11 protein-coding genes and 1 pseudogene are annotated in these 24,560 nt (G+C 39.6%); 11 read left to right on the top strand and 1 reads right to left on the bottom strand.

Annotated features, from left to right (window positions below; translation table 11 throughout):
- The 11 genes from AABB81_RS11940 to AABB81_RS11890 form a co-directional block, all read left to right on the top strand.
- Nucleotides 1-5,553: T9SS type B sorting domain-containing protein (locus AABB81_RS11940; RefSeq protein ID WP_342160762.1), on the top strand; the 5,553-nt coding region annotated here is incomplete at its 5' end.
- A gap of 62 nt (nt 5,554-5,615) precedes the next feature.
- Nucleotides 5,616-6,548 carry a PorP/SprF family type IX secretion system membrane protein gene (locus tag AABB81_RS11935; protein WP_342160761.1) on the top strand — a complete coding sequence of 311 codons (933 nt, stop codon included), beginning with the start codon at nt 5,616-5,618 and terminating at the stop codon, nt 6,546-6,548.
- A 40-nt stretch (nt 6,549-6,588) separates the two neighbouring features.
- Entirely contained in the window at nt 6,589-8,190 is a 1,602-nt protein-coding gene (locus tag AABB81_RS11930) for an OmpA family protein (RefSeq protein WP_342160760.1), read from the top strand.
- 266 nt (nt 8,191-8,456) lie between these two features.
- Nucleotides 8,457-14,408: a T9SS type B sorting domain-containing protein gene (locus tag AABB81_RS11925; protein ID WP_342160759.1), complete on the top strand. Its 5,952-nt coding sequence runs from the start codon at nt 8,457-8,459 to the stop codon at nt 14,406-14,408.
- 140 nt (nt 14,409-14,548) lie between these two features.
- Nucleotides 14,549-15,478 carry a PorP/SprF family type IX secretion system membrane protein gene (locus AABB81_RS11920; protein WP_342160758.1) on the top strand — a complete coding sequence of 310 codons (930 nt, stop codon included), beginning with the start codon at nt 14,549-14,551 and terminating at the stop codon, nt 15,476-15,478.
- A gap of 29 nt (nt 15,479-15,507) precedes the next feature.
- Nucleotides 15,508-17,157 (top strand): OmpA family protein, encoded by a 1,650-nt coding sequence (locus tag AABB81_RS11915; RefSeq protein ID WP_342160756.1) that lies wholly within the window; start codon nt 15,508-15,510, stop codon nt 17,155-17,157.
- 61 nt (nt 17,158-17,218) lie between these two features.
- Nucleotides 17,219-18,763 (top strand): OmpA family protein, encoded by a 1,545-nt coding sequence (locus AABB81_RS11910; protein ID WP_342160755.1) that lies wholly within the window; start codon nt 17,219-17,221, stop codon nt 18,761-18,763.
- 123 nt (nt 18,764-18,886) lie between these two features.
- Nucleotides 18,887-22,294, top strand: a complete 3,408-nt coding sequence (ileS, locus tag AABB81_RS11905) for an isoleucine--tRNA ligase (protein WP_342160754.1) — start codon at nt 18,887-18,889, stop codon at nt 22,292-22,294.
- Nucleotides 22,295-22,296: 2 nt separating this feature from the next.
- On the top strand, nt 22,297-22,677 hold the full coding sequence (locus AABB81_RS11900; RefSeq protein ID WP_342160753.1) for a TraR/DksA family transcriptional regulator: 381 nt from the start codon (nt 22,297-22,299) through the stop codon (nt 22,675-22,677).
- 40 nt (nt 22,678-22,717) lie between these two features.
- Nucleotides 22,718-23,368 (top strand): DUF4097 family beta strand repeat-containing protein, encoded by a 651-nt coding sequence (locus tag AABB81_RS11895; protein WP_342160752.1) that lies wholly within the window; start codon nt 22,718-22,720, stop codon nt 23,366-23,368.
- Between the two features lie 63 nt (nt 23,369-23,431).
- The gene (locus AABB81_RS11890; RefSeq protein WP_342160751.1) at nt 23,432-24,133 is read left to right on the top strand and encodes a lipoprotein signal peptidase; all 702 of its coding nucleotides are present in this window, start codon (nt 23,432-23,434) and stop codon (nt 24,131-24,133) included.
- On the opposite strand, the pseudogene AABB81_RS11885 reads toward AABB81_RS11890, so the two are convergent.
- Nucleotides 24,130-24,560, bottom strand: a pseudogene (locus AABB81_RS11885) (aspartate aminotransferase family protein); the annotation flags it as partial. The gene AABB81_RS11890 and the pseudogene AABB81_RS11885 overlap by 4 nt on opposite strands.

Raw genomic sequence — 24,560 nt, 5'->3', positions numbered from 1 at the left:
CAGGATATAGTAATTACAGATCTAACGCCACCTGTTGCAGATGTTGCTACTTTGGCAGATGTAACCGCAGAGTGTGAGGTAACCGCATTAACTGATCCAACGGCTACAGATAATTGTGGTGGACTAGTAACGGTTACTAATGATGCAACACTGCCTATTACAGCTCAGGGAACAACAACAGTTACCTGGACATATACAGATGTAAATGGTAATGCAAGTACTCAGACACAGGATGTGGTGATTACAGACGTTACACCTCCGGTTGCTGATCTAGCTACATTGGCAGATGTAACCGCAGAGTGTGAGGTAACTGCATTAACTGATCCAACGGCTACAGATGCTTGTGGTGGACTAGTAACGGTTACTAATGATGCCACACTGCCTATTACAGCTCAGGGAACAACAACAGTTACCTGGACATATACAGATGTAAATGGCAATAGTTCAACACAGACGCAGGATATAGTAATAGACTTTATAGATGAACCAATTAGTTCTGGTGATGAAGAAATTTGTCAAGGCGATCCCATTCCAACATTAAGTGTTTCTGTTAATGCTGGAGAGACAGTAGATTGGTATGATGCATCAGCAGGAGGAAATCTTTTGCTTGCTGACAATACCCTGTTTACACCTCTATCAGCAGGAACATACTACGCAGAGGCAAGAAGTGTTGTCAATGGATGTTTAAGCCCAACCAGAGCAGCAGTAGTTCTTACTGAAAATCCACAGGTAACAATTGATAATGTCGTTGCCAATGACCCAACCCTAATAGCATGTCCTGCATTAGATAATGGTAGCATTGTGATCACGGCTACAGGTTCAAATCTTGAATACAGTATTGATAATGGGACAACTTTCCAGAATTCAAATACTTTCTCGGGATTAGTGGATGGTTCTTATGACATAGTTGTTAGAGATAATGTAACAAGTTGTTCGATTGCGAATGCAACACCGGTCGTATTGTCTGCACCAAACTGTGTGGCTGAATTGGATGTTTCAATTACGCAATCAGGTGGTCCGAATCCTGTAACAAATATTGGTCAGGTATTGGATTATACGATCGTACTGGACAACTTTGGCACTTTGGATCTTAACAATGTGAATATAGTAAATACACTTCCTGATGGAAGCAACGGTGTATTGACCGGGCCAATAGGAGATGCCGGAACACCAGGTGTGATCGATATAGGAGAGATTTGGACCTATACGCTAAGCTATACGACGAGTTTGGTTGACTTCCAGAATGCAGTTGACCTGGTAACTGCCATATCGGTAACGTCAACAGAGATTGTTGTTCCTGAAGAAGACACAGCAATTACTGAGTTGATTGTATCCGACTTAAGCTTGATTAAAACCATCGATAATGCAACACCGGTTGTGGGAACAAATGTGGTTTTCACCATCGTTGTGAATAACGCTGGGAAAAGCGATGCTGCAGGAATTCAAGTTACCGACCTGTTACCAAATGGATATACTTATGTAGGTGATGATGCTTCAGGAGCTTATGTTTCGGGAACAGGTATCTGGACTGTAGGTTCTATTTTAAATGGAGCAAGTGCTACTTTGAATATTACAGCTAATGTAAATGCAAGCGGAGATTATGATAATATTGCCGAGATCACAGCATCAGATAATCTGGATTCAGATTCGTTTGTCAATAATGATAACATAACTGAAGATGATCAGGATAATGCCGGGGCCAGCCCACAAGCAGCTTCTGATATCAGTTTGATAAAAACAGTTGATAATGCATCTCCGAATGTAGGAAGCAATGTTGTGTTCACCATTACCGTGAATAATGACGGGCCAAGTGATGCCTCAGGTATTGAAGTGACCGATGTGTTACCGAGTGGATATACATATGTAAGCGATGACGCAGCCGGAGCCTATGATTCTGGAACGGGCCTTTGGACTGTCGGAAACGTTGCAAACGGCAGCAGCGCAGTATTAAATATTACAGCTATAGTAAATGTTAGCGGGGATTATACAAACATTGCCGAAGTTACGGCAGCAGACAATATTGACAATGATTCTGCACCGGGGAATGGAGACCTTACTGAAGACGACATGGACAGCAGCGGCGTTGTACCTAATCCAGTGTCGGATATAGAATTGACAATTGCGGTTGATAATTCAAGTCCGTTGGTTGGCAGCAACGTAGTGTTTAGCATTACATTATTGAATAACGGACCTAGCGACGGCAACGGAATTCAGGTGACTGACCAACTGCCAACGGGATATGCTTATGTAAGTGATGATGCTGCAGGCAATTATGATTCTGGTTCGGGCATTTGGACAGTGGCTAATATCAGTGCAGGAAATACAGTTGTACTTAACCTTACAGCTGTGGTAAATGCAAGTGGAGATTATAACAATATAGCTGAAGTTACTGCTTCAGACAATCTTGATCCGGATTCAACTCCTGCAAACGGAGTGCTTTCGGAAGATGATATGGATGAAATAAGTATCGCACCAATTGCAGTTTCGGATATATCACTTGTAAAAACAGTTGACAATTCAACTCCTTTGGTCGGCAGTAATGTGGTCTTTACGATTACTGTTTCAAATAACGGACCAAGTGAGGCAACAGGGATACAGGTAACCGACCTTCTTTCTGATGGCTATACCTATGTGAACGATGATGCTGCAGGAAATTATGACGAAACTTCGGGTATTTGGAATCTCGGAAATATTGCGATTGGAAGTTCAAGCAGCATCAATATTACAGCTGCTGTAAATGTAACCGGCGATTATACCAATACTGCCGAGTTAACTGCTTCAGACAATGTGGATCCGGATTCGACACCAGGAAATGGAGTCTTGTCTGAAGACGATATGGATTCGATTGATACAACTCCAATACCTGTTTCTGATATGGAAATAAATATGCTTGTTGACAATTTGACACCATATGTTGGAGGAGAAGTAGTATTCACGATTGAAGTAACAAACGCCGGACCAAGTGAAGCAACAGGAATTGAAGTGAGGGATCTATTGCCAAACGGATATACTTATGTAAGTGATGATGCAAGCGGAAATTATACCTCAGGTTCGGGAATATGGACTGTTGGAAGCATAATTGCAGGAGACACTTCAATAATCAATATTACTGCTTCTGTTAATGCAACAGGCAACTATACCAATATTGCTGAAGTATCGGCAGCCGATAATGTGGATCTTGATTCTACGCCGAACAACGGAGTTGCCACTGAGGATGATCAATTTGAGATCACAATTACACCAATTCCGGTGGCCGACATCAGTCTGGTTAAAACCGTGAATGATATGAACCCAACAACAGGAGACACTGTGATCTTTAGCTTGACGGTAAATAATGACGGTCCAAGCGCTGCAACGGGTGTTGCCGCAGAAGATATTGTGCCTGATGGTTTTGGAAACATAAGCGCCATAACAGCAGGAGCTTCAATTACAGGTTCAACGGTTACCTGGAATGGATTATCTATCGCCAGTGGTACCAATATTGTATTGCAATTTAGTGCAGAAGTATTGACCACAGGTACTTATGTTAATCAAGCTGAAATCATTGCTTCGGATGTTATTGACTTTGACAGTGAGCCAACAGTGAGTTTTGATGTTGACGACTATAGTGACGGTGTTGAGGATGATGATGAAAGCATTCTTGACGACATGGTGATCAATTTCTTGCCAACAGCAATTAATGATGATATCATTGTGGTTGAAAACACTACGAATAATGCTATCACGGTGTTGATGGATAACGGAAATGGGGCAGATGACTTTGGTGGAGACGGAGCAGGAACCGTACCGGTAGTATTGGCAAGTCAGCCATCTAATGGAGTTGCAAGTGCCAATGATAATGGCAGTCCTAATGATCCAACGGATGATTATATATTGTATACGCCTAATGCAGATTTTGTAGGCTTTGATTCTTTCACCTATACCATTGAAGATGGTCAGGGCTTAATCGGAAGTGCCAATGGCGACAGATCTACGGCCACAGTTACCATTGAAGTATTGGTGGATACAGATGGTGATTTAGTTGGGGATATTTATGATATAGATGATGATAATGATGGAGTTCTTGATACAATAGAAGGAAATAACGACTCAGATGGCGACGGTTTTGCCGATAGCCTTGATATTGATGCAGATAATGACGGATTGCCTGATAACATTGAAGCACAGGAAACCACGTCTTATATCGCTCCATCGGGAACTGATACAGATAAAAACGGATTGGATGATGCCTATGAAAGCACTCCGGGGGCCGGAGAAGGATTAACTGCGTTCAATAATGACGGTGACGCCAGTCCTGATTATTTAGATACTGATTCAGACAACGATAATGTTCCGGATAGTTTAGAGGGTCATGATGCAGATCACGATAGTTTACCTGATAGTTTCCCTATAGGTTCTGACGCAGACGAGGATGGGCTTGATGACGGATATGAAGGTGCTGATATTAATGATGGCTTTGACGTCAATGATGAAATTGACGATCCGTCAACGCTGACAAATGCGGATAATGACAATGAGTTGGATTACAGAGATACTGATGATGACAACGACAATATTGAAACGATTGATGAAGACCTAAACGGTGACAACGATCCGACAAATGATGATACCGATGGTGATTTAGTGAGAAACTACCTTGATTTTGATGATGACAATGATGGTATTCTTAGCCGAATTGAAGGAATTGAAGATGAAGATAATGACGGTTTGAGCAACTATTTGGATCTGGATGCTGACGGAGACGGAATCCCTGATAATATTGAAGCTCAAAGTACTGAAGGTTATATTTTGCCTAGTCTGTCTGATGCTGATAACAATGGATTGGACGATGCGTATGAAAGCTTACCGGGAACCGCTAATGGAATCTCAGTAGTTGACACTGACAATGATGCCAATGCCGATTATCTTGATGACGATTCTGATAATGACAACGTTCCGGATGAGATAGAAGGACATGATTTCAATCATGATGGGGTCGCTGATTTATCCGCTTCGAATGCAGATGCTGATAATGACGGATTGGATGACAGCTTTGAAGGATCGGATATAAATGACGGATTTATTCCTAATGATGAAATAATTGACCCACTTTTGGAGTTACCTAATACAGATAGTGAAGACGATGTGGATTACAGAGATCAGGATGATGACAATGACGGAATTGACACGATTGAAGAAGATGATAATGAAGATGGTGATCCTACCAATGATGATTGTGACGAAGACCTTACGCCTAATTACCTGGATGCAACACCTTGTAATATAGTGCCGAGTGGTTTTTCACCAAACGGAGATGGTAAAAATGATGAGCTGGTTGTACCTGCCCTGTCAACATATATGGACTTTGAAATGCAGGTGTTCAATCGTCAAGGAAACAAGGTTTATGAATACAAGAGAAACGGTGCTCTTAACCCGGAATGGTGGGATGGAAGGTCATCAGGAAATATGAACCTGGGTGATGATATATTACCGGCAGGGACTTATTTCTACCTGATCAAATTTAACAGAGATGATAGAAAACCAGAAAGTGGCTGGGTTTACTTAAATAAATAATAGAATAGACAAACAATACAGGCAGTGAAAAACCTGCCTGTTACAAAAAATAGAATTCCCCAATGATGAATAGAAAGATAACAATAGCGCTAATTGGTCTGTTACTTTGGATAACAGATTCTTATAGTCAACAGGATCCACAGTACACGCAATACATGTATAACATGAATATTGTGAATCCGGCTTATGCGGGATCAAAAGGAACCCTTAGTTTAGGGTTGTTAGGACGCAGTCAATGGACCAATGTGAACGGGGGCCCGCAAACCATGTCCTTTGATGCACATGCCCCGGTAGGAAAAAAAGTCGGGATGGGACTTTCAATGATCGCTGATGAGATTGGACCGGCGAAGGAGCAGAATATTTATGCAGATTTTTCATATACCATTAGCACTTCTCAGGAAGGCAGGCTGGCATTTGGATTGAAAGGGGGAGTTACTTTGTTAAATGTAAACCTTTTGGATGTGGTTTTACCACAAACTTTGACAAGTGATGATCCGCTTTTTGATGAAAATATAAATGATGCATTTCCAAATTTTGGCGCAGGGGTTTACTACTACAATGACAAGTGGTATGCAGGGTTTTCTGTACCCAATATTTTAAAATCGGAACACCTGGATAAAGAGAACATCAACACAAAGGCCTCAGAGGAAGTTCATTATTTTTTGACTACAGGATATGTTTTTGACCTTTCAAGCACGCTTAAATTAAAGCCGTCTGTCATGATTAAGGGAGTTACCGGTGCGCCGATATCCTTTGATGTAAATGCCAATGTGCTTTTATATGACAGATTTGAAATGGGAGCCAGCTACAGATGGCAGGATGCAGTAAGTTTGTTGTTTAACTTTGGCGTAACCAGATCATTTAGGGTTGGATATGCCTATGATTATACGATTTCTGAGTTTTCCAATTCAAATACTGGCGGATCGCATGAAATCATTTTACTTTATGACATAGATTTCACTAAAAAGAATTTAAAATCACCTAGATTTTTCTAGATGTTAAATATTTAATTAAATTTACCTAAAATTCCCCGATATGATGAAAAAAATTACGCTACTATTTTTCATGTTCAGTCTGTTCTTTGCCTCGGCGCAAACAACACCCGGTGTATACACCATAAAGAACCTGGACATAAATACCAAGGAATCTGATTTCGGAACTACGTTTCTCGGAAAAGACAGAGTTATTTTCGCAGCCCCTACTAACAATACCATGATTGTTAAAAAAACATGGAAAGAGAATGGTCAACAGTTTTTGGACCTTTATACCGGACTTATTACTAATGACAGGGAGCTTATTGAAAAGAAAAGAATGCCCGGTGATGTAAACACCAAATACCATGAAGCCGGAGTTGCTGTAACAAAAGACCTTAAGACTATTTATTATACAGCTAATAATTTCTATGAAAAGAAATTTTTGACAGACTCCTCAGGGGTCAATAACCTGCAAATGTTCAGAGCTTCTCTGGACGTTGAAGGCAAATGGACCGAGAAAGAAAAACTTCCTTTTAACAATGTTGAATATTCGATCGGACACCCTGCCTTGAACCACGAAGACACAAAATTATACTTTGTTTCTGATATGCCCGGAGGATTTGGTCAAACCGATATTTATGTAGTGGATATCAACGAGGACGGATCTTTCAGTGAACCAAGAAACCTGGGTGCAAGAATCAATACCGAAGGAAGGGAAATGTTCCCTTACATCGGAAAAGACAATATCCTGTATTTTTCATCTGACGGACATGACGGCTTTGGGAAATTAGACATATTTGCCACGAAAATTTTTGATAGAACAGTATCTGTTCCTCTAAGCCTGGAAGCACCTGTGAATAGTGTTGAAGATGACTTTGCTTTTATCATTGACGATGAAAGAGACAGGGGGTTTTTCTCCTCAAACAGGGATGAAGGAAAAGGGGATGACGATATTTATTCCTTTTTGGCTGATCCGGGACTGCATATTCATTGCGGCCAGGATATAACAGTAAATGTTAAGTCGGAAGATTCAGGAGAGCCGGTTGCGGGAGCGATAATAGAACTCAGGGATGAAAGCGGAACTGTCATTGAAGCCGTCACTGCCGGTGACGATGGTTCTTACACTTTTTCTTCTACTTTATGTGACATGCCATATGTGGTATTTGCTGCGAATAAAGGGTTTTTAAATGCTGAGAAGGCGGTAAGAACATTGAATGATATCGATCAGCCGGCACTTGTCGTAGATTTAAACCTTCCTGCACAATTTGTATCCAACAGGGTCAACATCAATACAATTTATTTTGATTTTGACAAGTTCAATATCCGCAAGGATGCTGCCAAAGAGTTGGACAAGGTAGTTCAAGTGATGAACGAATATCCTGAACTGATGATTGAAGCGGGCTCTCATACTGACTCCAGAGGTAAAGACAAATACAATATGAGGCTATCTGAAAAACGGGCGAAATCTACCGTTGATTATATAGTTTCAAAAGGAATAGATCCCTCAAGAATAAGGTACCAGGGCTATGGAGAAACCCAATTGGTCAATGCATGTTCAAACAAGGTAAAATGTACAGAAAAAGAACATCAATTGAACAGGAGAACGGAGTTCAAAATCGCCAATGAAAGTGGTTTCGAATTGGTGCCAACTCCCCAGGAATAATGTTTAAAACCTTGTTAACATTTGCTTAAGAAAAAAGAATTTGCTAAAAGTGATATGTGACAAATTTTTATATATTTGCTTATACGGTATAGAATGTGGGAAAACTATTCAAAAATAAAAACGAATCTTATAAAATTAAAAGCTTGATTTTATGCTAATTGATAACTCACTTTGTTTTTTAATGAAGTGAGTTTTTAGCGTATAAATGGCTTCATAAAAAATAGCAAAACATAAAAATCAATGTTTTGTTTTTAAAAATTAATCATATGAAAAGAGATTACTTTACTTTCAATTTCAGTAATTCAAAGAGTATTTCTATAAAACGATTGTTTCTTGGTTTGGTGATGATGCTTTCTGTGTCGTTTGTATATGCACAAAGTACATTGACAGTTCAAACCGTTTCATCTTCCAATCCTTGGAGAATAACTGCGGCTACTCCAGGCGCGCCACTTACTTGGGAAGCCACTGGAGCTGTGACTCAAACTCGGATAGGGAGTAATGTCAATTTTGATTTTTCTTCAAATGGAGCCAATGGAGTTATTACCATTACAACTACAGCGCCCAATTTCAATGGAGTAACTGCTTTAGTTGCGAATTATACGATAGATCTCGGCGGGGGATTATCTCAGGGGCAACAAATTTTTTCAATTGATTTAAGTGATCTGACAAATTTACAAGTCTTGAATTTAGATAACAATTCGTTGATAAACATTAATGTAACTGATAATTCGAATCTAACTGACCTTTCACTGAATGGTAATGGAAGCATTACCGCACTTGATATATCCTCCAACCCTTTGTTGAAGGTTTTAAACATGCAAAATACTTCTTTGAGTAGTGTTCAGATCGATAATATATTGAATCAACTAGATTTGAATGGTTTGAGTAATGGGACAATTAATTTTTCAGGGATTAGTACTGGGTCTATAACTGCGAATGGAATTCAGGCATATACCAATCTTGTGAATAAAGGATGGTTTATTGAGCCTCCACAGGGATTCGACCGTGGGGATGCTCCAGATACGTATATGACTTCTCTGGCGAATAACGGCCCATTGCATTTCTCGGATGTTTTAAATGACGCATTGAGAATTGGAGTTTTTAAGGATAATGATTTGAATAGACCATTTGGACCAACGCCTGATGCCGACGGCGATGATTTAGATGATGGATTAGGAGCTGGCGATGATGAAGATGGAGTAGATTTAAGCCAATTTGATAATTACTACCATACCGATACTAATTTTGCATTAGAGGTTGAATTAACAAATCTTCTTGGGGCGAATTCTTATCTTCATGCTTGGATTGATTTTGATTTAAACGGAACTTTTGATGCGGATGAATATGCCTCGATCATTGTTCCTGCAAATACTGGTATTGGGGATATTCAGACTTTGAATTGGGATGTCACAGTTTCTGGAGCGGATGTAAATTTTGGAAAGTCCTTTGTCCGGATTCGATATACATCCGATAATGATTTAAATGCAACCTCTGTTGGAGGAGTTGCTAATGGTGGTGAGGTTGAAGATTATACTTTTATAATGCTTGATGGAACAGATACTGATAACGATGGTGTTCCTGATATAACTGATGTTGATGATGACAATGATGGTATTTTAGATGTTACAGAAGATAACGGAGTAACGGATAGGGATACAGATGGAGATGGTTTTCCAGACAGAATAGATTTGGATGCAGACGGAGATGGATGTAATGATGTTACTGAAGCCGGATTTGATGATGGAGGTGATGATGATGAATTAGGATTAGCACCTCTTGTAGTGGATTTAGTAACGGAATTAGGAAAAGTAATTGCTGACGCCAATGGCCCTATAAATGATCCAACCGATGCATATGGTCCACCTGCTGATGCAGATGGCAATGGCACTCCTGATTTCCAAGAAGTTGGATTGGCAGCAACCATTACGACCGAGCCTGTTGATCAGGATTTAATTATAGGAGTTTCAACTTTTAGTATTGTAGCGGACGCAAACACCTATCAGTGGCAAGAGGATAAACAAGACGGTAATGGTTTTGTTGATATTGTGGATGGAGGAGATTATGCAGGAACTTTAACCGCAGATCTTTTAGTCACCAATAGCGACGTAAGTAAATTATTATACAGATATCAAGTAATTATTTCAAATAGCTTTTATGCCTGTGATGCTACAACTACTTCTATAGATGTTGGTTACATAACTCCTGATGATTTTGATTTGGATGGTGTATTTGATATTGTAGATGAGGATGACGATAATGATGGAATCTTAGACACCATTGAAGATAATGGTGTTGTTGACAGAGATACGGATGCTGATGGATTCCCGGATAGAATAGATTTGGATTCTGACGATGATACTTGTTTTGATGTAACAGAAGCTGGTTTTACTGATGTAAATGGAGATGGTATGTTGGGAGATGTACCTGTTGTGGTTGATCCTTTAACAGGACTAGTTACTAGTGGAACGGATGGTTATACGCCTCCTGTTAACAACAATGGCTCTGCTGATCCTGATTTCCAGGTATTCGGAGTTGCTGCAACCATTACGACCGAGCCCGTTGATCAGGACTTGATTATAGGAGTTTCAACTTTTAGTATTGTAGCGGAAGCAAACACCTATCAGTGGCAAGAGGATAAACAAGACGGTAATGGTTTTGTTGATATTGTGGATGGAGGAGATTATGCAGGAGCTTTAACCGCAGATCTTTTAGTCACCAATAGCGACGTAAGTAAATTATTATACAGATATCAAGTAATTATTTCAAATAGCTTTTATGCCTGTGATGCTACAACTACTTCTATAGATGTTGGTTACATAACTCCTGATGATTTTGATTTGGATGGTGTATTTGATATTGTAGATGAGGATGACGATAATGATGGAATCTTAGACACCATTGAAGATAATGGTGTTGTTGACAGAGATACGGATGCTGATGGATTCCCGGATAGAATAGATTTGGATTCTGACGATGATACTTGTTTTGATGTAACAGAAGCTGGTTTTACTGATGTAAATGGAGATGGTATGTTGGGAGATGTACCTGTTGTGGTTGATCCTTTAACAGGACTAGTTACTAGTGGAACGGATGGTTATACGCCTCCTGTTAACAACAATGGCTCTGCTGATCCTGATTTCCAGGTATTCGGAGTTGCTGCAACCATTACGACTGAACCAACTAATCAAGACCTATCATTAATCAATCCAACGGTATTCTCCGTTGTGGGAGTCGGGGACACCTTCCAATGGCAGGAAGACAAACAGGATGGAAATGGTTTTGTTGATATTGTGGATGGAGGAGATTATGCAGGAGCCCAAACTGCCGATTTAACAATTACTAATTCAGATTTTATTAAAGTAAGATACGAATATCAGGTTATAATTAGTAATTCCGTTTTTGCTTGTGATCCAACCATTACGTCGGTTGCTGTAACCTTTATAAACCCAGATGATTTTGATAAAGATGGTGTATTTGATTTGGTTGATGAAGATGATGATAATGACGGAATTTTAGACACTGTTGAAGATAATGGAGTTGTTGACAGAGATACGGATGCTGATGGATTTCCGGATAGAATTGATTTAGATGCTGATGATGACGGCTGTTTTGATGTTGACGAAAACCTCTATGATAATAATGGAATCAATGAAGTTGGAAATCAAAATCCTCCAGTAGTTGACGCTGTGACAGGTATAGTTACAAGTTTAGGTACCAATGGAGGGTATGGAGTTCCTGAAGATCAAGATGGAAACGGTACCCCAGATTTCCAAGAGGCTGGAGCTGCTGCCACGATAACTACACAACCGGTAGATCAAAACCTTATTATTGGAGTTACTACATTTAATGTCTTAGCTACTGCAGATACCTATCAATGGCAAGAAAGCACAGACGGAGGGGCAACCTGGGCTCCACTAGTTGATGGTGGTGATTATGCAGGAACATTAACTTCTGACCTGCAGGTTACTAATTTAGATGTAAGCAAACTAACATTCAGATATAGGGTGCTTGTAAACAATATTGCATATGCTTGTGATCCAGTAACAGTTTCTGCGGAAGCACGTTATATAGCTCCTGATGATTTCGACAATGACGGTGTTTTTGATATTGTGGATGTTGATGATGACAACGACGGTATTTTAGATACTGATGAACCTGGAAATACAGATCCGGGAACGAATGAGGACAGAATTAATTTAGATGCAGATAATGATGGTTGTTTTGACGTAACTGAAGCCGGATTTACAGATAATGGAATGGGTATGTTAGGTACTGCTAACCCGCCGGTTGTTGATGCAAGCGGTTTAGTAACAAGTGCAACGGATGGATATACGCCACCAAACGATTTAGATAATAATGGAACTCCTGACTTCCAGGAAGCAGGAGCCGCAGCAGCGATTACAACACAACCTGCGGACCAAAACTTTATTCCGGGAGGAACTGTAACATTTGATGTTATTGCTTCGGCTGACACGTATCAGTGGGAAGAAAGTACTGATGGCACAACCTGGACAGCCCTTGTTGATGGAGGAAATTATACAGGAGCAACAACGGCTAGCTTGACGGTTTCAAATGTTGATATCAGTATGCTGGGTTATGCCTATAGAGTTCGGGTTAACAATATTGCTTATGCGTGTGATCCTGTAACAACCTCAGATATTGCTGCATTGGTAAGTTTACCTGATAATGACAATGACGGCGTACCGGATATTGTAGATGTTGATGATGACAACGATGGTATTTTTGATACGGATGAACAAGATGTGTCGGGCGCAGATATAGATTCTAACAATAATGGAACTCCTGACAGATTCGAACTGGATTCGGATTCAGATGGTTGTGATGATGTTGTAGAAGCAGGATTTACTGACGGTGACGGAGATGGACTCTTAGGGAACTCTCCGGTAACAGTAAACCCAGCAACGGGTCAGGTAACAAGTGGTTCAGATGGTTATACAACTCCTAATGATTTAGATAATAACGGTACTTATGACTTCCAGGAAGCCGGTACGGCTGCTAATATTACAGGAGATCCGATAGATCAGGACTTTGTTTTAGGTGGTAGTGCAATTTATACCGCTACTTCAGACGGAGATACTTATCAATGGGAAATTAGTACTGACGGAGTTAGTTTTACGCCTCTTAGTGATGATGCAAAATACAGTGGCACTGCCACTGCCAGTTTAACGGTTTCAGATCTTGTAATTCCTGATTACTTCAATGAATACAGGGTAGTTGCAAGTAATGTAGCTTTTGTCTGTGATCCGGGAGACGCTTCTGCATCAGCAAGCTATAATATACTGCTTGATACGGATAATGATGGTGTGTTTGACATTGTGGATGTGGACGATGACAACGATGGAATTTCAGACACTGTTGAAGGCGAGGTTACTGATACAAATCTGGACGGACGTCCGGATAGAATTAGCCTTGATGCTGATGGTGACGGCTGTGCCGATGCTATAGAAGCCGGATTTGAGGATCCTGACGGAGACGGAATCCTGGGAACTTCCCCGGTAACTGTTGATGCCAATGGTCAGGTGACTGGCCAGGGAGGATATACAACTCCTAACGATCTTGATAATAATGGGGGTTTTGACTTTCAGGAAGCTGGTGAACCATCTGCCATTGAGAATCAACCTGAAGAAGTTGAAATAGCCCTTGGTGATGATGCGATATTTGAAGTTTCTGCCACGGCTACTTTCTATCAATGGCAACAGAGTGTGGACGGAGGTACAACCTGGACCGATTTGGTTAATGATGCCAAATTTAGTGGTGTTACAACCGACAGGTTGTTGATTTCAGATGCCAGAGGCAGGCTCGAAGGCAGTTGGTACAGAGTAGTGCTTACTTCTCCTGATTTTGCCTGTGACCCTGTAATGGAGTTAATTTCAGATGGAGTCAGGCTTGTATTTAATACAGAATTGATCCCTAGCGGGTTCTCACCAAATGGTGATGGCGAAAATGATTTGTTCAGTATTCCAGGTCTTATCGAAACACCGGATTTTACAATGGAGGTGTTTGACCGATGGGGTAACAGTGTGTATCAGTATATGAACAATGGCAGCCTTAATCCTGAATGGTGGGATGGTAGATCCACAGGAAACATGACCTTGAGCAAAGGCCAGCTGGTACCTGCAGGAACCTATTTCTATCTGATTAAATACAACGATGGAAACAAATCACCAGACAAAGGCTGGGTATATGTGAACTATTAAAAGAAAACTATGGCAGATTGAATAAAATCAATCTGCCATCAACAATATTAAAAAGGGGGTAAGGGGTTTTCATAAAATTGTTTTGAAACTCAGTGCTATTTAAATGACAAATTCATTGTCAAATGAATAAAATTTAACAAATGAAAAAAATAACAATTTTCTTAGCTTTTGGTTTTTTACTTTTCTTTAACGAGACTAAAGCGCAACAAGATCCTCAGTATACACAATATATGTACAACATGAACGTTGTAAATCCAGCGTATGCTGGCTCTAGAGGAACCTTAAGTTTGGGTTTGTTGGGGCGTAGCCAGTGGACGAATGTGGATGGAGCACCAAAAACATTAACTTTTGATGTTCATGCGCCATTAGGAAAAAAGGTAGGGGTTGGGTTATCTGTTATTGCAGATGAGATTGGCCCGGCTAAGGAACAGAATATTTATGCAGACTTTTCCTATACGCTTACCACATCAGAAGAAGGAAGACTGGCCTTTGGATTAAAAGGAGGTGTTACTTTGTTAAATGTGAATCTGTTGAACGTGGTGTTACCACAGACTTCCAGCGCGGGAGATCCGGTATTTGATGAAAACATCAATGACGCATTTCCAAATTTTGGTGCGGGAGTTTATTATTACACGAATAAGTGGTATGCAGGTTTTTCAGTTCCGAATATTATGCAATCGGAACATTTGGACAAAGATAATATCAATACCAAGGCCGCTGAAGAAGTTCATTATTTTTTAACAGGTGGATACGTTTTCGATCTGTCGAGCACTTTGAAGTTCAAGCCATCTTTGATGTTCAAGGGTGTTAGCGGAGCACCAGTATCTATTGATGTTAATGCGAACTTCCTGCTCTATGACAGGTTTGAAGTTGGAGCGAGTTATAGAATTGAAGATGCCGTTAGTATCTTATTTAATTTCGGAGTTACCCCTGACTTTAGAATTGGATATGCTTATGATTATACGATTTCGGAATTCTCAAATTCGAATACCGGTGGATCACATGAGATCATATTATTATATGACATCGACCTCTCAAAGAAGAATTTGAAGTCTCCTAGATTTTTCTAGGATTATAAAAACATAAAAAAGGGGAATTTATGAAACAATACATTTTGGCATTGCTCTTATTTTCTATAGGAGTTGTACATGCCCAAACTGAAGGCTCAGGAAAGTACGCAATCAACAGACTTACTGTAAACTCAAAGAATTCTGATTTTGGAACGGCTTTTTATGGCAAAGACAAGCTGGTATTTGCTTCGCCAAAAAAAGGTATTTCACTGGTGAATGATGTTTGGGTTGACAATAACCAGCGTTATCTGGAGCTTTATATAGGGGATATTCTGCCCAACGGAGATCTTGATAATGTTTCACTGATGCCGGGAGAAGTCAATACAAGATATCACGAAGCAGACGTCGTATTTACCAGAGATCAAAAGACAGTTTATTTTACAAGAAATAATTTCTACAATAAGAAGTTGGCCAGAGATGAGAAACAAATGGCAAATCTTGCCATGTTTAAGGCTTCAGTGAATGATAAAGGAGAATGGGTAAATATTATCCCGATGCCTTTTAACAATGTTGAATATTCAGTTGGCCACCCGGCGTTAAGCCCGGACGAAAAAACATTGTTTTTTATTTCTGATATGCCAGGCGGATATGGTCAAACAGATATTTTTAAGGTAGCCATTAACCAAAGTGGGTTTGGAAACCCTGTAAATCTCGGGTGGAAAATCAATTCACCAGCAAAAGAATTTTCACCCTTTGTGGATGGAGAAGTTTTATATTTTTCTTCGGATAAGGAAGGTGGAATGGGTGGTCTTGACGTATATGCAACCCGCCTGGTCGATTTTACTCCTGAACCCATATTACTCAATGCACCAATAAACTCAAATGCAGATGACTTTACTTTTATCATTGATGCAACCACAAGAAGGGGGTATGTTTCCTCTAATAGAAGTGGTGGAGAAGGGGATGATGATCTTTATTCTTTTATTGAAGAAGAACCTGTTGTTTTCAAGTGCCGTCAATTAATCACGGGTGAAGTAAGGGATCAAAATACTACTGAAATAGTCAGAGGTGCGGTTGTAGCGATCAAAGATGTTGATGGCAATGTTATAGAAGAAGTTGTAGTAGATGAAGAAGGTGTATTTGAACTTCCTGTTTATTGTGATACAGCTTATAAACTTGAGGGAAGTAAAGAAGGATATACAACCCAGAGTAAATCTCTTACCACTTCAATGGAAGCTGATAAAAAGTTGAAATTGTTGATCTTGCTTGGTACCGGGGAAATATTAGAACAGGTGGAGCCTGTAGCAGCGATAGAAGAAGATAAACCTGAAGGACTGCCTGAAGTACTTCCTGAAGAGATCGTAAAAGTTAGACCGAGTACTTATGTTGTGAATATAGAACCTATCTATTTTGAATTGAACTCTTCTTACCTGAATAAGGAAGCCAAAATAGAACTTGATAAAGTTGTTGAGCTCATGAACAAGTATCCGGACATGATCATAGAATCAGGATCACATACCGATTCAAGAGGTATTTTTGGATATAATAACTGGTTATCGACCCGTAGGGCATCATCCACTGTAAATTATATCATTGATAACGGAATCGATCCGAGCAGGATCACAGGAAAGGGTTATGGGGAAACACAATTAATCAATGGGTGTTCAGACGGAGTTGAATGTACAGAAACACAGCATGCCATGAACAGGCGTACAGAGTTTGTGATCATAAAAATGTAGGTCCTTCAAATACTAAAAGCCAACGAATTTCGTTGGCTTTTTTATAAAGTATTATTGTTATATGAAAAGTTTATGTACCATCGTTTTTGTACTGATGTCAATCACTTCGTTTGCACAGCTCACCGCTGCCCAATACAAAGTGAAAAGCTTGGAGGCAAACTCTGAGTACGGAGACTTTGGGACCAGTTTTTACGGCAAAGATAAAATAGTCTTTTCATCCTCCAGAAAGAATGGGATTTCGAATAAAACATGGGAGGGCAACGACCAGCCTTTTCTCGATCTCTATATTGGAAATGTGGAAGCTGATGGAGAAATCACGAGGATTAGGCCTTTTTCGAACGCTGTAAACTCAAAATACCATGATGCCATGGTATCTTTTTCACCTGATCTTTCCGAAATTTATTTTACTTCAAATAATTACATGGGAGGTAAGGTAAGGTCAAGTAATCTCAAGATTTTCAAAGCAACAATAGGTGCTTCAGGCAGCAGGACCAATGTGATGACCTTACCTTTTAACAACGACAAGTTCAGCACGGGCCATCCCTTTGTTTCAAAGGACGGCAAAAAGCTCTATTATATTTCGGATATGCCAGGTGGCTTTGGCGGTACTGATATTTATGAAGTAAGCATTAACAACGGACATTATGGAGCCCCAAAGAATCTTGGACCCACCGTAAATTCAAAATACAAAGAATACAGCCCATACATTGACGGAGATATCATTTATTTTTCTTCTAATAAACCCGGAGGAGAAGGGGGCTTCGATATTTATATGACCAAGCTTGACGGCTCTATAGAAGAACCCATACATCTTGGAAAACCTATGAATAGCAAAGGAGATGACATTTCGTTTATCATTGACAAGTCAACACAAAAAGGGTATTTTTCTTCAAACAGAAGAGGAGGTAAAGGGGATGATGATATTTACCACTTCGAAGAATTAACAGTGAATCCTATTTGTGACCAGGTAATTCAAGGGGTTCTACGTGATAAAAGAAGCGGACAGCCTTTATCACAGGCTTTCGCAACAATCTATGACAGCAACGGAGAAAAGATAAGAAGACTGGAAACACTTAATGATGGAGAATTCTTCTTTAAGGTGAAATGTGGAGAGAATTACAAGATAGAAGGAGAGAAATACGGGTATTTTGAGACAGACACTACGTTGGTGACGAGCCGTGAAAATGCTTTTGAGAACAAAGTAGCTTTATATCTGGATGAAAAGGAATTTATCAATATCAACGGTAAGGAAATCCTCAATGTGAAGTCCATCGAGTTTGAGTTGAATGAGTCAAATATACTTGAGAGTTCTTATGATGAGTTGGCTAAAGTTGCCCGATTGATGGACAAATTCCCAAATATGATTATTCAGTTTGGTTCGCATACTGATTCAAGAGGAGGGGATGGTTACAATATGTGGCTCTCTCAGAAAAGGGCCTCGGAAACCGTGAGTTACCTCATCGGCATAGGCATCGATTCCAGAAGAATTACAGGAAAGGGATTTGGTGAAACCAGATTAATCAATGGCTGTTCTAATGGCGTAAAATGTACAGAATTAGAACACAGTCAAAATAAAAGGACTGAATTCGTGGTGATTAGAAAATAATCTGTAAAACCAGTAAGCATAAAAAAAGCATTACGCCGAGGCGTGATGCTTTTTTTATGCTTATGATTGAAAACATTCAGAAAATATGTATTTTTGCAAATTTAATAGAATTTGCAAGAAAACATGGGTCAGACTTTTAAAGAATACAAGGGATTGAATCTTTCGGAAATCGCCGAAAATACGCTCGAGTTTTGGGAAGCGCATGACATATTCCAAAAAAGTATCAGCTCAAGGGAAGGAAGCAAAGAATTTGTTTTCTTTGAAGGCCCTCCATCTGCAAACGGCTTACCTGGCATTCACCATGTAATGGGTAGAGCTATCAAAGACCTTTTCTGCCGATATAAAACGCTTCAGGGCTATCAGGTTCAGAGAAAAGCGGGCTGGGATACACATGGCCTTCCCATTGAGCTTGGTGTGGAGAAGGAACTGGGTATAACTAAGGAGGATATCGGAGAAAAAGTTAGTGTTGAAGCCTATAACCAGGCCTGTAAGAATGCGGTCTTACGGTATACTGATATCTGGGAAGATCTTACAAAGAAAATGGGTCACTGGGTCGATATGAACGACCCTTATGTAACCTATAAACCAAAATATATGGAAACCTTATGGTGGTTGCTTAAAGAGCTTTACCAGAAGGGCTTACTGTATAAAGGATACACAATACAACCTTATTCACCAAAGGCCGGAACAGGTTTAAGTTCACATGAATTAAATCAGCCCGGAACGTATCAGGATGTAACTGACACGACGGTAGTAGCACAGTTTAAAACTATAAAATCAAGCCTTCCCGAAAGCCTAAAAAGCATCAAGGGAGATCTCTTTATTTTGGCCTGGACCACAACACCCTGGACCTTGCCTTCAAATACAGCTTTAACCGTAGGAAAGAAAATAGATTATGTAGTGTTGAGTACCTTTAACCAATATACGTTCGAACCAATCAATGTTATATTGGCAAAAAAACTGGTTGGATATCAGTTGGGTAAAAAATACAAGGAAGTCAAGACTGAAGAAGAATTAACAGGTTTTAAAGAAGGTGACAAGGTGATTCCTTACAGAATAATCGCCGAATGCAAAGGTGCTGATCTTCTTGAAACAAGATACGAGCAATTATTGCCGTACGCCCTTCCCTGCGAGAATCCTGAAAATGCGTTTAGAGTTATTGCCGGGGATTTCGTTACCACGGATGACGGTACCGGGATCGTACACACGGCACCTACTTTTGGAGCGGACGATGCCATGGTTGCAAAGCAGGTAAAACCGGAGGTTCCTCCTTTGCTTGTGCTTGATGATCATAATAATCCGGTTCCGCTGGTAGACCTTCAAGGCAGATTCACTTCACATATGGGTGAGTACGCCGGCAAATATGTTAAGAATGAATATTACGATGACGATAAACAACCTGAAAGATCGGTTGATGTTGAGATCGCTATCAGGCTAAAGGAAGAAAACAGGGCTTTTAAGGTTGAAAAATACAAACACAGCTATCCAAATTGCTGGAGAACCGATAAACCTATTCTCTATTACCCATTGGACTCCTGGTTCATAAAAGTGACTGACAAAAGAGACCGAATGTTTGAACTTAACCAGACAATCAACTGGAAACCAAAATCAACAGGCGAAGGTAGATTTGGTAACTGGTTGCAAAATGCGAATGACTGGAACCTGTCAAGGTCAAGATTTTGGGGAACTCCCCTGCCTATTTGGAGAACCAAGGACGGATCAGAAGAGATCATTATCGGATCGGTGGAAGAGCTAAAAACCGAGATGCAAAAATCGGTAGACAAAGGCTTTATGACCAAGGATATTTTTGAAGATTTTGTGGTTGGAGACATGAGTGAAGATAATTATGACAGGATTGATCTGCATAAGAATATTGTTGATCAGATCATACTGGTATCCTCATCAGGCCAGGCCATGAAAAGAGAATCCGATCTCATTGATGTTTGGTTTGATTCTGGCGCAATGCCTTATGCTCAATGGCATTATCCTTTTGAGAATAAGAATAAAATAGATCAAAATGAATTTTACCCTGCTGATTTTATCGCCGAAGGTGTGGATCAGACAAGAGGATGGTTCTATACCCTGCACGCTATCGCAACAATGAATTTTGACAGTATTGCCTATAAGAATGTTGTATCAAATGGGTTGGTACTGGACAAAAGCGGTAAAAAAATGTCAAAGAGGCTGGGTAATGCAATCGATCCTTTTGAAACCATGAAAAAGTATGGTCCGGATGCCACCAGATGGTACATGATCTCAAATGCGAACCCATGGGATAATTTGAAATTTGATCTCGAAGGAATTGAGGAGGTCAGAAGGAAATTTTTCGGGACCCTTTATAATACTTATTCCTTCTTTTCGCTTTACGCCAATATCGACGCCTTTACATATGAAGAAGAAGAGATAAAGATCCAGGAACGACCTGAGATCGATCGATGGATTCTATCCGAGTTGAATTCACTGATCAAAAAAGTGGAAAACTACTACGATGATTACGAACCTACCAAGGCAGCAAGAGCCATTCAGGATTTTGTAGGTGAGAATTTGAGCAATTGGTATGTAAGATTATGCCGCAGACGATTTTGGAAAGGGGACTATGAACACGATAAAATATCTGCGTATCAGACACTTTACACCTGTCTTTTAAACGTTGCAAAAATAGCTTCCCCCATTGCACCGTTTTTTATGGATAATTTATACAGAGATTTAACAAAAAACGTCATTAAAGATAAATTTAGTTCAGTACATTTGGGTGAATTTCCAAAAGCTGATGAAACATTGATCGATCCGTCATTGGAAAGAAAGATGCAAAAGGCTCAGTCCATTTCCTCTTTGGTTTTGTCCCTTAGAAAAAAGGAAATGATAAAAGTTCGCCAACCTTTGCAAAAAATAATGATTCCTGTTATTGATAAACAGGACAAATTGGACATTGAGGCGGTTTCGGATTTGATCATGTCAGAGGTAAATGTCAAAGAAGTAGAACTCCTGCATGATGCTTCTGATATCCTGGTTAAGAATATCAAACCAAATTTTAAAGTTCTTGGCCCAAAATATGGCAAGGATATGAGATTTGTTTCACAGGCGATCAGCGGTTTATCAGATGAGGAGATTGGCGTTATTGACAGAGAAGGTGAATTGCCTATTCAAGTCAATGGCAAAGAGGTTACATTGCTTTTGGAGGAAGTTGATATTAGCACTCAGGATATTGAAGGATGGTTAGTTGCAAATCAAGGCAATTTAACGGTGGCTTTAGACGTTTCTATATCAAAGGAACTAAAGAATGAAGGCATTGCCAGAGAACTGGTCAACAGGATTCAGAACTTGAGAAAGGAAAGTGGGCTGGAGGTTACTGATAAGATCATTCTTTATATCAAGAAGGACGGCATCATTGACGAAGCAGTTGAGGCAAATGAAGCATATATAAAAAGTGAAACATTAACAAAACAATTAATATTAAAAGAAGAAGTCGAAAACGGTAATAATGTTGTGTTTGATCAAGTAAATACAGTATTATTTTTAGAAAAGATTTAGTCATGAGCGAGAATAAAATCAGATACTCAGATCAGGATTTAGCGGAGTTTAAATTGATCATCGAAGAAAAAATCAGGCAAGCAAAAGAAGATCTTGCTTTAATTGAAAGTACTTTTAAGAACGACAGTAATAACGGTACAGATGATACCTCTCCTACTTTTAAGGCTTTTGAGGAAGGTTCTGAGACCATGTCGAAGGAAGCAAATGTCCAATTGGCTATCCGTCAGGAAAAATTTATAAGAGATTTAAAGAACGCTCTTCTCAGGATAGAAAATAAATCCTATGGTGTTTGCCGCGTAACAGGAAATCTTATTAAAAAAGAGCGATTGAGATTGGTTCCCCATGCCACTTTAAGTATCGAAGCTAAGAATCAGCAATATTAAGAAATTCAACAGATACAGCAGGTTAAAAGGATCATATACATTGGTCCTTATCCTGTTTACTGCTGTGGCTTTGAGCCAGGAGATTATAGAGAAAAGTATCAACTCTGAATCAGAAAAGATTCTGGTTGAATTTGATCTTATTGACCATATTGAATTATTTAATTCGGATAGCGAATCCCGGATTGTTGTAAAAGCAGAAGGGTCTGAACAAACACCAAGTTTCCAGATCACAGAGATCAATGGTTATGTTTTGCTTAAAGATTTTAAATCGCCTTCAAAAGATGTAATGCTTGAACGGGACAAGGTATGCAGCGTTGAACCTAATTATACTTCGTATGAAATTTATGTTCCTCGCAACAAAAATTTATACATAGCTGTCATAGAAGGAAATTTTTATGCTACCGACTTTGATGGGAATTTGAATTTGAAGCTTGAAGATGGAACCATCAAATTGAATGGGATGAAAAAGCCTGTGAGTGTGCAGCTGAATTCGGGAAGTATATTTGTGCATGATATTATAAACACAAAAATTGATGCCGAAACAAATATGGGCATATTGGTGCACAATTTGACAGATAAAAGTAATGAAAGACCTGATAAGAAGCTGAATGAAACCATAGGAGAAGCAAAAAATTCTTTATTGATCAGAGCTATTCTGGCCAATATTTATTTATATGGATCGAAAGGCTAATTTTTAGTATTATTGTAACGCCTTAAAAGGCATTCAGCAAGATTGAATTAAGATCAGAAATTTGTGAAAAGAGCACTCTTTATTATTATCGTCTTACTATTGATAGACCAGGTTTCCAAAATCTACATAAAGACCCATTTTGTGTTGAGTGAGGAGATAAAAGTTTTTGGACTGGATTGGTTCAGGATCCATTTTTTAGAGAACAATGGCATGGCCTGGGGAAAGGAATTTGGAGGTAAATCAGGGAAGCTCTTTTTAACCCTGTTTAGATTATTTGCCATTGCAGGAATAGGCTATTGGTTATACGATGCGGTTAAAAACAATGCGCATAAAATTTTAATAACAGCTATCTCATTGATCTTTGCGGGCGCCCTGGGGAACATCATCGACTCTGTTTTTTATGGAATTTTCTTTAGCGATAGTTATCAAAGGGTAGCTACCTTTCTGCCGGATGAAGGAGGGTATAATTCTCTCTTCCACGGAAAAGTTGTGGATATGCTTTATTTTCCAATAGTTGATACCATACTGCCAGATTGGGTGCCAAGCATAAGTTTTGACGTGCCGGCATGGATACCCCTTATTGGGGGTGAACATTTTTCACTTTTTGAAAATCGGAACCTCACGTTTTTTGACCCGGTTTTTAATGTTGCTGATACCGCAATTAGCACGGGTGTGGGTCTGTTGATCGTATTTAACAAAACAATTTTTCCTAAAAAAAAGCAGGACGCCTCTGAGATTATTGCCGAAGAGCATGACCTGAATTAGGCTAGTTTCATTCTGTCTTTAAGGGCATTGATAAATTGCAGCAAATTATCTATTTCCACGTGGTCCATGATCACAACTTTATACCATTGATTATTTTCATTGTGTTGTTCGGGAACCAAATCGTACTTTTCTGCAAGGTCCTTGGGAACATGGGAAGAATACAAGGTCACAATATTCATGTTTTCATTCCTGAAATAAGGAATATCCAACTGGTCAAGTTGTTTGCAAAACCAATTTGTCCTCATTTGCAGTATGCTGATCTTCTCGTACCACCCATAAGGCCCGTAAGTAAACAGGATCATATAAACGGCAATCGCATTGGCTCCTGATCGACTTCCGCAGAGCGTAAGGTCCATTCCTTCAACATACTCAGCTTCCTTGGTGAGCACGTTTTCTATAAGGCCTTTTCGGCTTAAATAGACTCCTG

It is taken from the genome of Lutimonas vermicola (genome assembly GCF_038433205.1).
GTDB classification, from domain to species: domain Bacteria; phylum Bacteroidota; class Bacteroidia; order Flavobacteriales; family Flavobacteriaceae; genus Lutimonas; species Lutimonas vermicola.
Note: the sequence above shows the minus strand (reverse complement) of the source record. Positions and strands in the feature narration are given on the sequence as shown.